Below are 14,799 nucleotides of genomic sequence, written 5' to 3' on the forward strand. Positions count from 1 at the left end.
TTTTGATTTAGCTAGATGCGACAGTACTTGACGTATGAGATGGCTTGTACCTATCAATTTTTGTGAGGTATTGGTATATTTAAATTGAAATAGTAATCTGCAAATCATGAAATACCTCTTAAATTGTTTTAACTATTACATTAAACGAACCATTTCCTATGAATCAGAATGCAACATCGATTAACTTTTCAAGAGCTGGTGATATATTTCATTATCGCTGGGCTGTCAAACGCTGCTTAAAGCTATTAGATTTCGATACGGATTTGACTCATATTACGATAGAAGGCTCTGACGATTATAGTCAGGGTGGTGAAAATGTTGTTGATTTGGCCGAGTATAGGGAGTCAGCTAATGGTGAAAAGTCGGTAGAATACTTTCAGTTGAAACACTCTACTGTTAGAGCCGATGAAGACTTTAAGATATCTGACCTGAGAGACACTATTATTGGGTTTTCCCAAAGATATGTGGACTCCGTAAATAGTAATCATTTTCAAAGCTATAAATTCACTGTAACAACCAATAGAAAAATATGTCCTAACTTTAAAAAAAATATTAGTAGTCTTGCCCATGGCATTCCAGCAGATAAAGCATTCGTCAACACTATAAAAAGATATACCAAGCTTAGTGAAACAAAATTGAAAGATTTTTGTTCACATCTTAACTTACATGATATCGAAGGCAATTTTAACGTACAAAAGCAAGATATTCATGAAGAGCTATCTAGAATTTGGATATCAAAGAACGTTACTGATATGGAGCGTTTGTTGGTAGCAACAGTTTGGGAGCGTTTAGAACCGAATAAGAGAAATATAGTAAAAAAAGAGAACATTCTTGAAGCGTTTAATATTACTGATATTAATGACTTATTTCCTGCTCCGCCAAAATTTGAAGCCCTTCCAAATAATTATGTTCCTCGGCAACAGCAAGATGCCATAATTAATAGTATTCAATCTACTACTACTCATACTATCATCACGGCATCAGGGGGTGTAGGCAAGTCAATTCTAAGCAGTAATTTAGTTAATATTTTACCTATGCCTAACATAGTGATTGCTTATGATTGCTTTGGCAACGGTGGTTATCGTAAAACTAGCGAGAAACGCCATACTGTCAAAGATGCAATGACGCAGGTTATTAATGAATTAGCCAAAGCTGGGTATTGTCTACAAATTATTCCCACTAGAAATGAGCCTGATGAACATTGGATTCTTCAGTTTCTAGACAGGATAAATGAAGTCTGCAGTAACTTAACAGCCGATCATCCTCAAGCATTACTGGTAATCGTATTTGATGCTGTGGACAACGCTATGATGGCGGCAGATGAGTTCAATGAAAGTTGCTTTGCTAATCAGCTTTTAAAGGAAGATGTGCCAGATAACTGTCGGTTAATTTTTACCTGTAGGCCTGAAAGGCTGGAGCTACTTGATCCACCAAGCTCTATCGTACCACTAGAGCTATCATCCTTTACTACTAAAGAAACGCTAAAAAACCTTCAACAATATTATGCTGATGTAGATATAGCACAAGTAGAAGAGTTTAATAGTTTGACAGGGGGTAACCCTCGAGTGCAAGCCAATGCATTGGCTTTACGGTATGAGTCATTACATGAATTACTCTTATCTTTTAACTCGGCAATCATAACTGTTGAGGACTTAATAGAAAGACAATTAAAAGAAGCTATGAGCGATTTGAAAGACAAATTCCCGTTAGTTTATAGACAGGACATCGATAGCATTTGTATAGGACTGGCAACATTACCACCTTTTATTCCTTTATCCGTATTAGCCACTATTGCACAGGTTCCAGTGGACTTAGTAAAAAGCTTTGTAGCAGATTTAGGGCGTCCTTTATGGCTGACAGACCACGCTGTTCAGTTTCGGGACGAGCCTACTGAAAAATGGTTTCAGGATAACTTTAGTGCAACCAATGCTCAAATATCAAACTATGTAGATGCTATCAAGCAACTTGATACCATCAGCCCGTATATCGCTGAAGCTTTACCCGTATTACTTCATAAGTCCGGAAGGTATGATGAATTAGTGGCATTGGCACTGTCTGATAAATACCTACCTGAAGGCAGTCCATACGATAAGAGCCTAATTAAGATCACACGTCTACAATATGCTTTTAAAGCCTCGTTAAAAGTTAATCGTATTCATGACGCTACTAAACTCGCATTATTAGCGGGTGAAGAAATTGCTACTAATGAACGGCAAAATGAAGTATTCAAAAATAATATTGATTTAGTCACTCAAAACCTATCAGAAGGCAGAATAACGGAGCTAGCCCACAAAAAGGTGATAAGAGGAAAATGGCAAGGTTCTGAGTTAGTGTATTCGGCGTCATTACTCGCAAGCTTACCTGATTCAAAAGGACAGGCTACAGTTTACCTGCGTTCTGCTGAACACTTTCTGCACCGTTATTTCGAAAAAAGAGATAGCAATAACAAAGAGCACGATGACTTCTTTGATGAAGAGCTTGAAGATATTGATATTGTAGAGCTTGCTTCAGCACATTTTAATATTTTTGGAAGCAAGGATAGTGTGGATTTTATTGTGGGGTGGAAACCACCAGAGACGATTTATCGTATAGGTTTACGGTTTCTTAAAAGGTTAATTGATAGAGGTGATATTGCTACTGTAGCTCAAATGGCAGTTTATGGAAAAGATAACGCTAGCTTTGTGCTTGCAGCGACTGAAGTACTTATGCAAGTAGGTATAACACCACCACGGGAATGTCTGACACGGTGTCTTAATATCGTTATTAATCCTAAAACACGACTTGAAGTATCTAGTGAATATAGCTATCACAGAGCTTCTTATTCTAATCATACCTTCCTATCATTCTTTGAAGCTTGCCTTATTCAGAAGCTATTTGTAAAAAATATTCGAAGAGGACTAAATTACTATTATAAACTACCATATTTATATGCTCTTTCAGAAATAAGAGCTCATGGGGACGAAGTAGAGAATTTCTTACGTTTTTTATCCTTACAAGCAAGTTTTCAAAATAGCTTTAAGATAGATCATGAAGCCTTTATCAAAAAATGCTTTCAAAGGGATAATAAAAAAGGCTACGAGTCAGAAAAGGAGTTTAAAGATAGCTGTGCTCTAATCAATGAGTTTTTACCACTGTATACTTTAAGGGTAAAAACACTTGTTGGAGCAGATATTACTAGTGTAGGTTTTATAGGACAAACTACAGAGACTTTTATTAAACAACATTCTGATCGCTATCAAGACTATGATCCTAAAGCTTATTTAGCGACCAATGTCAAATTCGATATTCTATTATTTAGTAAAGAACAATCAATAGTAGATATATTCATTAAGCAAGTGAAAAGTGATTCAATTAAATGTAGTTTTAAAGATAATTTTTATTTTGTCAGAGCTAGTTGCCATCATCCTAAACTTAGTGAATTAGTTGATATATTTGAAAACAAATTAGAGCAGATATTGCACAAATTTGATCACGAAGAATCGCCAGAATCTCATTCTGATAACTATTTAAATTTTTCTAGATCTATTTTGGCTATTGATCTAGAAAATGCTGCCGTCTATTTTGATACAGGATTAAAAAAAGCTACAAATTTTGGTAATGAAGTGGTCGATCGATGGGAAGCAATATCTGCTATAGCCCAACGTAGCGTTGAAGACAAACTATATAGTCCAAAGCTTGCCCATCGTTATATGTGTGTGGCAGAGCTAATTGGTGATTCTGATACAGGACAAAACTATTGGGATGAGAGACAAATATTCTCTACTTGCTTAAAGATATCGCCTTTAACAATGTTGGCAATAGCAAACAGATGGAAAGAGCGTGATGTTGGATGGCGCGGTATTTCAAACCTCGTAAATGGTGTTCTAGATATTAGAGAGGTTAATCCGGTTATCTTATGGGCATTCACAGCATTCAGTTTTGATAGTAGTTTGGTAGATTTTTTCGATAAGATCGCTGCTATTATGCCTGATAAGCAGATTCAGCATACTATGCTTGATCATGTGATTAGAGATTTAAGAGTGAAGGGCCGTGTTGGTAGAGATTGGAAGACCATCGAAAATATAGCGAGCCAGTACAATTTAAGCAATAATGAATTAAATAATTTAGAAAGATTAGTCGGGGTTGATAAGGAAAGTGTTTCTAATATAGTGCCTATTGTTAATCTCGCTAAAAAGAAAGATAACAGCGAAAAAACTCAGAACTGGCTAAAATGCTATGGCCATGTAGATATTCTAACAAAAAATGGCTTTAGAGAAGCTTTTATTACTTTTAAAGACAATAGAAGGTCTAGACAGTATGATGATTATTTTTGGCAAGGCTGCTTTGAACAGGTAAGCTCTAGAAAGTCATTAGTTTTTTTAGATATAGTTGTTAACTCAGAAGAATTGAGCTTTCATGGTATTAAGGACGCTTTCGAAGCAATGCCCGAACAATGGAAAACTCGCCCCGCTTTATTTAATCACTGGTCTGTGTTGATAAGTCACCTAGCTTCAAGATTCCCTAGTAGTTTTACTTTAAATAATAGATATGATCCAAAGTACTTAGATTGCTTTATTCTCAACGAGGCTTCTCAAGAAGCTATTCGTTTAGGAGCAACGAAGGGTTTGTCTGAAACTGGATTGGTTGAAGACGCAGGTTCACTTTTCCAGTTTGCGCGTTATTATGCATCACAACTAACTGTTGCAGAAGCTAAAGACTTGGTAGATTTCGGTCTCTGTCGTTTTGAGAGGTACATCGATTCAGCATATGCAGACGGGGCATGGAAGGATGAGTTTTTATTACCTACCAGCATAGAGCAAGCAATAGTTAATTATATCTATGCAAACTTGGGGTCCCCTTTTGTAGAGGAGCGCTGGCGAGCTGTACATGCAGTAATACGATTATATCAATTGAAATGTTATGAGGAAATAGACTTACTGATGGACTGTCTATCTAACGGTGTGTTAGATATTTTCATTCCACCAGCCTATGACTTTTATGCATTACATGCAAAATTATATTTACTAGTTGCTCTAACTCGCTGTGTTCATATTAGTGCAACTCCTTTACTAAAACACAAAGAAGAGTTTGTCGCCATAGCCCTTGATGACAGCAAAGGCATTCTATTTCAGTATTATGCCAAACAAATATGCTTGCAAATTTATGGAAGTATCCCCAACAGTTTTGATGAATCCACTTTTAATCATATTAATCAAATAGCTGTTTCTCAAATCTCCGCTATTACTGGTGAAGAATATAGCTATTCTGCCGATTCACCTTGGCATCAAAACCAAAATTTCAATGACTTACCTGAATTCTATTTTGGATATGATTTTGATAAATCGTGGCTTCCACCGCTCGGTAGAGTATTTGGAATTTCATTAAAACAAATAAAAGACGTAGCAAAGGATGTTTTATTTAATGAATGGGGTATGGTGCTTGATGGCAAGTGGATAAACGATAGCAGGAAAAATCTGTGGAAAAAGCTAAACAGCCATTCACGTCAGTATGATATGCATGGTAGAGATGGTAGTTATCCGGATATTGATAGTTATAGTTTTTATATCTCTTATCATTTGATGTTTGCGGTAGCTTCAAAATTGATTAAAGCTATGCCAGTTGTTCAGGTCAGCTATCACGAAAAATCATCTTGGTTAGAGTGGTTAGATAGGCATTTATTACTAGATGATAATCTCAAATTGTTATCAGAAAACAGAGATTACATGCCTATCGAGAGAAGAGACTGGGTGCTTGAAAATGCTAATAAAGAATGGCAATGGCAAATAAAAGAGAATGATTTTATTGATTTGCTGGTTAGCACTCAAGGTAATAGCACTTGGTTGAATGTAGAAGGTGAATGGGAAGAGGTTGAAAATAGTAGAATCGAACGGGTCTCATTCAAAAGTATATTAGTACCCAATCGTTTCAGTCAGTCCTTATTAAACACGACTATCAATCACGAGAACTATGTCCACGAATGCTTCCTCTATGACTTTTGCTCGATTGATAATGAACATGACGACAAAGTGTTTATAGCAGTAAAACTACTTGAGTTAGATGAGGAAAGGTACGGTGTTGGCTCTATGGATCCATTTCTTGGTGGTGTCAGAAGGATACAGCAATTTAAACTACATTCCTCTATTAAAGAGGTAATTCATTGTACTTATAGCAATGATATGAAAGACTGGCAACTTGATGATAGGGTATGTTTACAAAGCAGATGTTGGAGCGAAGATAAGCCAAGTCATAATGACGATTATATGAGGAATGGTAATCAGGCATTAGCGTCCCTAGATTTATTAACTCTAATATGTAAGAAAATGAATGTAGAAATTGCTATTCAAGTGAATATCAAAAGAACATATAAAGACTCATATAATATTCGGAGCAAAGACGATGACATTGGATATATCCCACCCTATAGCAAAACCTTCTTCTTATCTGCAGATGGAAAGCTTAGAGACGCAACAAAGCGTTATCAACTTAGGTAAGCGATTAATTAATAATTTTAAAGACGATGAAGTTGACGAAATAACAGCATGGATGTGTAACTATATTGCTGAAAAAATATTATTAGCTGAACAAACTGATAATGAGGATACTAAGCAAGAGTGCTTTGACACTATACTTAAACTTTGGGAAAGACATTCTTCATTTCCTGATGGTAAACGCCCATTTGAAAATCTTGAGCCCGTTTTAGAAACATTGAATTCGCTAAATCCTAGTAATCAAAATAATAGATACTTATCTAACCCATTTGCCCAGTTATCTTCAGGTAAGGATGGAAACGATTTGAATAGTTGGCTTAAGATGACGAAGGTTTTAGATAAGAATGCACGTATTCTTATCTATTTTTGTATTAATCAAGCTATCAAAGAAACTATAGATGAAGATACCAAGAATTGGCTCACTGAAATAAGCCAGCTTTTAGAAGACCCTGTTATCAAATTTAAGTTTCTTTATCCAGATGAAGATGAGTCGATAACAAACCAAGATAAAATAGAGTCTTTGAGAGGTAAGCTTGCAACTATGAAAGAGTTTAAATCATTAAGTGAAAGTATTATGGGGGCTATTGAGGATGAAATATCTGACTTGGGAAAGAACCAATCAGTCACGAACCTTTGAAATTGTAGGCCATACCATTTTGTATTCAAACTAAAAAAATGATTACGGATGAACTGATAGGACGTTTTTATTTTTTATCTCGAACTGAGTTTGATTCTTAAATTTTAAGCTACTGAACTTGTCAATAAGCATAAATTATAGGGCTCCGTTACCACAACCAATTTTCAACAACCTTGGTCACAAAATGGTCACCGTTTGGTCACCGAGTACTTGGTCACCGATTTTCAAAAGGTAGAGTACATGCATGCAAACTTATCGTGATTATATCATTAGAGAGTGGACAGCCTCTTAAGAGTTGATGAATATATAACTACTAACCCTTATAAATAAATACTTCAAAGAAATTTTCAGACATAAAAAAGCCTCAAACAATATAATGCTTGAGGTGATATTTGAACAAAACTTAAGCTATAAATAGTGGTGCGCTCGGCGGGAATCGAACCCACGACCCTCGGCTTCGGAGACCGATACTCTATCCAACTGAGCTACGAGCGCATACGATAACGATATGTCTGACTGTCACGCTTAGATGCGCATGATAATTAGCATAAGGTGTCTAGAAATAAAGACCGCTTAGTCTAACAAATAAAAAGCATAAAGCCAATAAATGACAGTCGCGATTGAGGTTTTTTAAGAAAAAACAGCCAAGTCATTAAACAAGCATGGCAATTTACCTGCCTTTTCCCTTATAATGTTGGGGAGAATTCATATTTATAATCACCGATTGCAAGTGCGCTGGCACGCGGGATGGCTGTCTGCTATTGAAGACTTAGAGGTCGTCAAAGGAGGACAGACAGAATGTCCGAGCCGTGCTAGTCCTTGTATACGTAATAAGAGAACGTGACGAATGAGAAAAGTAGTTATGTTATCGGCAGCTGCCATTCTAGGAATCGCTAGTATCGCGGTGAGCCAAGCTGAAGATGTTGTAGACACTCCTGTAACTGCGTCAGACGTAGCAGAAGGCCAAGAGGTCGTAGAAGCTGCTCCTGAAACGCTAGGTGACGATACCCAAGCTGCTGCAGATACGACAGATGGTGCTGCGTCCACTGACGAAGCCGCTCCAGCAGAAGGCGAAGAAACTGCCGCTGCAGCGCCTGCCGCTGATGAAGAGCCAATTCCACAAGATACGCCGCAAGTACAGAAGCTAATTGCTTTGTATCCTAATCTGATCGCGCGTATCCAACCTGTTGCCAATATCTGTTTTGAAGATGGTGAAGCTTGTGACGTAACGGCACGCTCATCTGGCCCAGCTGCTGGCGACGGTCCTCGTGACGGTAAAGCGGTATATAACGCCGTATGCCATACTTGTCATACAGCAGGCTTGCTAGGCTCTCCTATCTTTGGTGATGCTGGCGCTTGGGGTCCACGTATCGCAAAAGGTAAAGATACGCTATATACCCATGCTATCAATGGTTTCAATGCGATGCCTGCTAAAGGTGGCGCGGATATTCCTGATGAAGAAGTTCAAAATGCCGTAGATTATATGGTCGCAGAAGCAAGCTAATCTTTCTTGATTACCTTCCAAGCTTTTACGATAGTTATCTATAAAGCGCCTATTTCAGTGATGAGATAGGCGCTTTTTCATGATGAGTATTATTAATATGGTACTTCGAATATAAGGCAGTTGAAATTCGTTATGAGTAGCCTCATTTTATGAGATTAGTTCGTTTATTACCGTACGTACATTGTCACCTTTAGATAGTAGAGTGTGTTGAACATTCTTATACGGCTTTTGCCTATATGCTAATGATAGTCGAATGTTCAACACGGCCTATTATTCTAAAATCGCATTTTATATAAATTGATAACAAATAAAGAGGTCTTCATGTCTGATGCACCAGCACTCTCCATAAAAAATCTATCCAAGACCTACGACAATGGGTTTTCGGCATTAAAAGGGGTTGATTTAACGGTACCACAAGGTGGGTTCTTTGCGTTACTTGGGCCAAACGGCGCAGGCAAATCTACCATGATTGGTATTATTAGCTCATTGTTTAAACCAACCACCGGTAGCGTTCATATTTTCGGCACAGACCTATTAGAGAACCCTTCGATTGCTAAGCAATACCTTGGTGTTGTACCGCAAGAATTTAACTTTAATATGTTCGAAAAAGTCGAAGATATCCTGATTACGCAAGCGGGTTATTTTGGTATTCCTGCAAAAGAAGCCAAACCACGCGCAAAGAGACTGTTAACAGCGCTGGGATTATGGGATAAACGCGACAGTAAATCACGTGAACTATCTGGTGGTATGAAACGCCGTTTGATGATTGCCCGTGCCTTAATTCATAAACCAAAGCTATTAATTCTCGATGAGCCAACGGCGGGTGTCGATATTGAGCTTCGCCGCTCGATGTGGGAATTTATGCAGCAGATTAATATCGAAGAAAACACCACTATTATTCTGACTACTCATTATCTCGAAGAAGCTGAGCAATTATGTAAACGCATTGCGATCTTGGATCACGGTGAAATTCGAATCAATACGGAAATGAAAGAGCTACTGGCGCAGTTGTCGGTAGAGACGTTTGTATTTGATTTGGATACGCCGCTCACTGAGCAGTTGGCTCTGACAGGAGTTACAGGGGTCTCGCAACCAGATGAGCAAACGCTAGAAGTTACCTTGACAGAAGGTGAGTCACTAAACGGTGTCTTTGATCAGTTGTCTGAGAAAGGTATCAGTGTGGCGAGTATGCGCAATAAAGCCAACCGACTAGAAGAGTTATTTATGCGCTTGGTGGACAAAAACATTCAGAGTGCAGACAGCATGAAGGAGGCGGGATTATGAGTCAGGAACTAGTCGATCATAATAAAACCATGTCATTGAGTAAGAAGTGGATTGCGTTTCGTACTATTTGGTTCAAAGAAGTACGCCGTATTTTACGTATCTGGCCGCAGACATTACTACCGCCAGTTATCACGATGAGTTTGTATTTTGTCATCTTTGGTAAAATGATTGGCTCGCGTGTGGGTGAGATGGGCGGCGTGCCTTACATGCAGTTTATCGTGCCTGGTTTGATCATGATGTCGATCATTACCAACAGTTACTCTAACGTGGTCTCAAGCTTTTTTAGTGCTAAGTTCACGTCTAGTATCGAAGAGCTTTTGGTCTCGCCCGTATCCAAGCATGCTATTTTGATGGGTTATATCAGTGGTGGTATCTTCCGTGGATTGGCTATCGGTGTGATTGTCTCGATAGTGGCGCTGTTCTTTACCGATCTTGGTATCGAGCATTTATTTGTGACCGTATTTACCGTACTTGGCACGTCTATCTTGTTTTCATTAGGCGGCTTTATCAATGCGGTATTTGCACGCTCGTTTGATGATATCTCTATTATACCAAGCTTCGTATTGACACCATTGACCTATCTTGGCGGTGTGTTTTATTCGATGGAGAATTTGTCGCCATTTTGGCAAAATATCTCGCTATTGAACCCTATCGTCTATATGGTCAACTCATTCCGTTACGGTATTCTTGGCTACTCTGATGTCAACGTTTGGTATTCGATGGCGGCTATTTTTGTGTTCTGTGCGATATTCTATACCATCGCTTATCGCTTGCTAAGTAACGGTTCGCGTGTACGTTTGTAGTATGTATTATTCACTAAGTATATTATTTAGAGCAAATTTTAAACGGTTTAATATTAGGAAGACAGATGAGTATTCACGGTATCTTGGGTGAGCAAACCACAGACTATCCAACTGAGTATAGCCCAGAGACGCTATATCCGATTGCGCGCAGCATGGGGCGTGATGCGATTGGTTGGCAAGACGACAAGTTAACCGTCGGTGTCGATTGGTGGCAGGCCTTTGAGATATCTTGGTTAAATCCGCAAGGTATCTCGCAAGTAGCGATTGCACGCTTTAGTATTCCTGCTAGCTCACCGTTTATCGTAGAATCAAAATCGCTTAAGTTATATTTGAATAGCATTAACTTTACCGAGTTTGCCAGTTGGAATGACGTACAAGCGTTGATTGCGAAAGACTTGTCAGCTTGCTTGCAAGCAGATGTACAGGTAGCGTTATTTGGTTTAAACGATGATATAAATGGTAACGAAACAGCATTATTGATTGCTCAGCCTGAGGGTGTTTGTATTGATGAAGCATTGGCAGGCAACACGGATAAAGTTGCATTAACGGAACATCCTGATGCGTCATTGCTAAGTGCTAGCGAAGTAGAGGCGAGTAGTAAAAGCATGGCAAGTGATGGTACGCAGCCGTATACCTTTTATTCCAATCTACTGCGCAGTAACTGCCCAGTGACTAATCAACCAGATTGGGGTACGTTGGCCGTATCGATTACGACTGATAAGCCTTTCAATAATGCAAACATGCTGCGCTATATATTGAGCTTCCGTCAGCATAATGGCTTCCATGAGCAGTGTGTTGAGCAGATATTTGCTGATTTGAGCCAGTATTATCAGCCAAGCGAGCTAATAGTACGGGCGTGGTATACGCGCCGTGGTGGTATCGATATCAATCCTTGCCGTGTTAGTGATATCAGTTTATTGCCTACGCCAAGCCGTTTGATTCGCCAGTAAGTTCTCGCTAAAAATACATCAATCTTAAGCCAATAAAAAAGCGCCTATCTCATCATGTGAGATAGGCGCTTTTTGTTATATAGTCTTTATTTACAAGACTATTTACCGCTTACTTTTGCCATGACTTCTTCACGGCTCAGCATTTGCTTTTCGGCTTCACGGCGATTGACGTACTCGTACTTGTCTTCCGCCAAGTTGCGATCAGAAACGACGATACGATGCGGTATACCAATCAATTCAAGATCAGCAAACTTAACGCCTGGGCGCTCGTTACGATCGTCCAGTAGTACGTTGATGCCTTGAGCTTTCAACTCTTCATACAAGGCGGTTGCCGTCTGCATGACCGTCTCTTCTTTAGACTTCATCGGGATGATAGCGACTTCAAAAGGAGCGATTGAATCATCAACCGTTGGTGTTTTTGGCCACATGATGCCGTTTCCATCATTGTTCTGCTCGATAGCAGCGGCAATGATACGGCTAACACCAATACCATAACAGCCCATCATCAAGGTGACAGGTTTGCCATCTTCGCCAGAAACCGTACAGTTCATCGCTTGTGAGTATTTATCACCCAACTGGAAGATATGACCGACTTCGATACCGCGTTTGATTTTCAGGCTGCCTTTACCATCAGGAGACGGGTCGCCTTCTTGTACATTGCGCACATCAACGATGCGAGTAATGCGAGTATCACGTGCCCAGTTCATACCGATAGTATGTTTGTTCACTTCATTGGCACCGCAAACAAAATCTGACAACGCAGCTGCTGAACGATCAACGAATACAGGCATATCTAAATTAACGCCGATATAGCCTTTGTGCAGACCTGCTGCTTTTAGCTCTTCGTCAGATGCTAATGTCAATGGTACGTTGGCTTCTTCGATTTTCTCAGCTTTAATAGTGTTGAGCTGGTGGTCGCCGCGCAATACGATAGCAATCAGTTGTGGCTCATCATTCTCAGTATGACCATGAACGATCAAAGTTTTAACCGTCGTTTCTAACGGGATGTCCAAGTGTTCAGCAACCATTTTGCAGCTGGTCATGCCTTCGGTCAGAACGTCTTCACGCTCCATTTTCGGTGGTTGACGCTCAGCAGTGCTGACAGATTCTGCTAGCTCTACATTGGCTGCATAGTCAGATGAGTCCGAAAACGCAATATCGTCCTCGCCGCTATCTGCCAAGACATGGAACTCATGTGAAGCAAAACCACCGATAGAGCCTGTATCTGCTTGTACTGCACGGAAGTCTAAGCCCAAGCGGGTAAAGATGCGTGTATAAGCATCATACATATCATGGTAAGTCTTGGCCAATGAGGCTTGATCCACATGGAAAGAGTAGGCATCTTTCATGGTGAATTCACGTGCGCGCATCACACCGAAGCGTGGACGAATCTCGTCACGGAATTTACCTTGAATCTGAAAGAACGTAATCGGTAGTTGTTTATAACTACGCAGCTCACCTTGTGCTAGATTGGTGATGACTTCTTCGTGCGTTGGACCAAGTACAAAGTCGCGATCATGACGGTCTTTGAAGCGCAATAGCTCAGGACCATAATCATCAAAACGTCCGGTCGTCTGCCAAAGTTCAGCAGGCTGAGTCATCGGCATAAGCACTTCTTGTGCACCGACGTTTTGCATCTCTTCACGAACAATACGTTCGACCTTTTGCAAGACGCGCAGACCCATAGGCAACCAAATATACAATCCAGAAGCAATCTTGCGGATAAGACCAGCACGCACCATCAATTGGCTTGAGGCGATGTCGGCATCACTTGGGGTTTCTTTTAGTGTGGCAAATAAAAATTGACTGGCTTTCATAAATAAAGCGTAACCTTATCAACGATAAAAAAATAAGAAATAGTAGGATGTTGAGCGTATGGCTAATCGTTTCATTGCCGCCGCAAGCTTACCTTTATCACTTAGCAATAATCTAGGGTATTTCCTAGTTACCAACCTGCTTATATACAAAGCAAATCAGTAAAAACCACTCTCATAAAAGAGAGGCAAATTTGATTTGATGTATCAATATGCCAAAAATGCAATATATTCAGGTCAAAACCCTGATAAATGCTTTAAGACTGATATTTTATTCATACAATCTGACTATGTTAGGTAAAGTTCGCCTAAGACGCAATGACTTTTTGTCTTTTCAGACCGAACGTGATGCAAAGGATTCAATAAGGGGTAAATAATTGAGCTATTCATATGATTTTATAGCGAAAGCACTGTTTACTTGAGAGACAATTTATTGAGATGATTGCGTAGAGGTTTATAGATAAAGTTATGTAGAGGAATGGTAGCCATTACTTGAAGTTACTGCACAATAGTCGCATTTATAGACTAAGCATCTGTTCCATTTTTACAATGCTCTTAGCCTTACCAAACGATGCAACATTATAAAGGTAGCTTCTATGAATAATCCTGATATGAATAACGCTAATGCCACTCAAAAGTCTTCGAAACGTCCTATTGCGACAATGTCGTGGGTGATATTACTTATCGGTCTAGCAGCGATTGTTTTTGCTATTTATAGTGCGCAAAACAAACCAGAAGAAGCGCCGATAGAAACGATTACTCGCGAAGGCGTGGTTACGCAAATTCAGCAGTTAAATCGCTTACATACCGTCGCATTTAGTGTCGATACCGTGATTACGAGCGAGCGACCCGGGAGCTGGATGAAACTATGGCAAGATGAGCAAAAGGCATTGTTTATCGCTCATGGTCGCGTAGAGGCAGGCGTTGATCTGAGTGCACTAACACCTGAGATGGTACAAGTGGTGCAACCTACTCAAGCTGATGAGGATGAAGAGCAAGTAGTTGACCCCAACTCATCAGTTGCCTCTATGCCGCAAATCAATATTACTTTGCCGCCCACAGAAGTATTTTCAGTATATTTAGATGATATCGAGATTTATGACTGGCAGACGGGGGCTTTTGGGATGATGCAAGTCGATCCTAAGATATTGGCACAAGCACAGATTATGGCAAAGAAAGAAGTGCTTGAGCGTGCCTGCCGAGGTGATGTCATGAATATGGCACTGCAAAATGCGCAAACACAATTGGAGCAGCTATTTGCACTCACAGGAGCGGTAGTGACGGTTAGCACTCAGGGCGCAGGCGCGTGTCAGTTGCCAGTCACTATCAATAGCTAGTCT

At 39.7% G+C, this 14,799-nt stretch carries 8 protein-coding genes and 1 tRNA gene; 7 read left to right on the plus strand and 2 right to left on the minus strand.

Annotated features, from left to right (window positions below):
* Positions 1 to 158: 158 nt before the first annotated feature.
* Positions 159 to 6,470, plus strand: a complete 6,312-nt coding sequence (locus AK824_RS02720) for a P-loop domain-containing protein (protein WP_057758602.1) — start codon at positions 159 to 161, stop codon at positions 6,468 to 6,470.
* The gene (locus tag AK824_RS02725) at positions 6,376 to 7,104 is read left to right on the plus strand and encodes a hypothetical protein (protein ID WP_156410674.1); all 729 of its coding nucleotides are present in this window, start codon (positions 6,376 to 6,378) and stop codon (positions 7,102 to 7,104) included. Before AK824_RS02720 ends, AK824_RS02725 begins: the two co-directional genes overlap by 95 nt.
* Before the next feature lie 418 nt (positions 7,105 to 7,522).
* Here AK824_RS02725 and AK824_RS02730 read toward each other — a convergent pair.
* A tRNA-Arg gene (locus tag AK824_RS02730) sits at positions 7,523 to 7,599 on the minus strand.
* Between the two features lie 352 nt (positions 7,600 to 7,951).
* On the opposite strand from AK824_RS02730, the gene AK824_RS02735 reads away from it, so the two are divergent.
* The 4 genes from AK824_RS02735 (at position 7,952) to queF (ending at position 11,645) form a co-directional block, all read left to right on the plus strand.
* Positions 7,952 to 8,608, plus strand: coding sequence for a c-type cytochrome (locus tag AK824_RS02735; protein ID WP_057758606.1), 657 nt, complete (start codon positions 7,952 to 7,954; stop codon positions 8,606 to 8,608).
* Between the two features lie 321 nt (positions 8,609 to 8,929).
* Complete coding sequence (locus AK824_RS02740; RefSeq protein WP_057758608.1) at positions 8,930 to 9,892, plus strand: ABC transporter ATP-binding protein; 963 nt, start codon at positions 8,930 to 8,932, stop codon at positions 9,890 to 9,892.
* A gap of 29 nt (positions 9,893 to 9,921) precedes the next feature.
* Positions 9,922 to 10,695: an ABC transporter permease gene (locus AK824_RS02745; RefSeq protein ID WP_057762348.1), complete on the plus strand. Its 774-nt coding sequence runs from the start codon at positions 9,922 to 9,924 to the stop codon at positions 10,693 to 10,695.
* A gap of 65 nt (positions 10,696 to 10,760) precedes the next feature.
* Positions 10,761 to 11,645, plus strand: a complete 885-nt coding sequence (gene queF, locus AK824_RS02750) for an NADPH-dependent 7-cyano-7-deazaguanine reductase QueF (protein ID WP_057758610.1) — start codon at positions 10,761 to 10,763, stop codon at positions 11,643 to 11,645.
* A 98-nt stretch (positions 11,646 to 11,743) separates the two neighbouring features.
* On the opposite strand, the gene AK824_RS02755 is transcribed toward queF, so the two are convergent.
* The gene (locus AK824_RS02755) at positions 11,744 to 13,462 is read right to left on the minus strand and encodes a proline--tRNA ligase (RefSeq protein ID WP_057758612.1); all 1,719 of its coding nucleotides are present in this window, start codon (positions 13,460 to 13,462) and stop codon (positions 11,744 to 11,746) included.
* Between the two features lie 593 nt (positions 13,463 to 14,055).
* Between AK824_RS02755 and AK824_RS02760 the strand changes: the two genes are divergently transcribed.
* Positions 14,056 to 14,796, plus strand: a complete 741-nt coding sequence (locus tag AK824_RS02760) for a DUF4230 domain-containing protein (RefSeq protein WP_057758614.1) — start codon at positions 14,056 to 14,058, stop codon at positions 14,794 to 14,796.
* The last annotated feature ends 3 nt before the right edge of the window (positions 14,797 to 14,799 follow it).

It is taken from the genome of Psychrobacter sp. P11G3 (assembly GCF_001435845.1).
GTDB lineage: Bacteria > Pseudomonadota > Gammaproteobacteria > Pseudomonadales > Moraxellaceae > Psychrobacter.

Bases quoted from the DNA above. Each gene is read 5' to 3' on its own strand.
- AK824_RS02720 (WP_057758602.1), top strand. From the start codon at position 159: ATGAATCAGAATGCAACATCGATTAACTTTTCAAGAGCTGGTGATATA.
- AK824_RS02725 (WP_156410674.1), top strand. From the start codon at position 6,376: ATGACATTGGATATATCCCACCCTATAGCAAAACCTTCTTCTTATCTG.
- AK824_RS02735 (WP_057758606.1), top strand. From the start codon at position 7,952: ATGAGAAAAGTAGTTATGTTATCGGCAGCTGCCATTCTAGGAATCGCT.
- AK824_RS02740 (WP_057758608.1), top strand. From the start codon at position 8,930: ATGTCTGATGCACCAGCACTCTCCATAAAAAATCTATCCAAGACCTAC.
- AK824_RS02745 (WP_057762348.1), top strand. From the start codon at position 9,922: ATGTCATTGAGTAAGAAGTGGATTGCGTTTCGTACTATTTGGTTCAAA.
- queF (WP_057758610.1), top strand. From the start codon at position 10,761: ATGAGTATTCACGGTATCTTGGGTGAGCAAACCACAGACTATCCAACT.
- AK824_RS02755 (WP_057758612.1), bottom strand. From the start codon at position 13,462: ATGAAAGCCAGTCAATTTTTATTTGCCACACTAAAAGAAACCCCAAGT.
- AK824_RS02760 (WP_057758614.1), top strand. From the start codon at position 14,056: ATGAATAATCCTGATATGAATAACGCTAATGCCACTCAAAAGTCTTCG.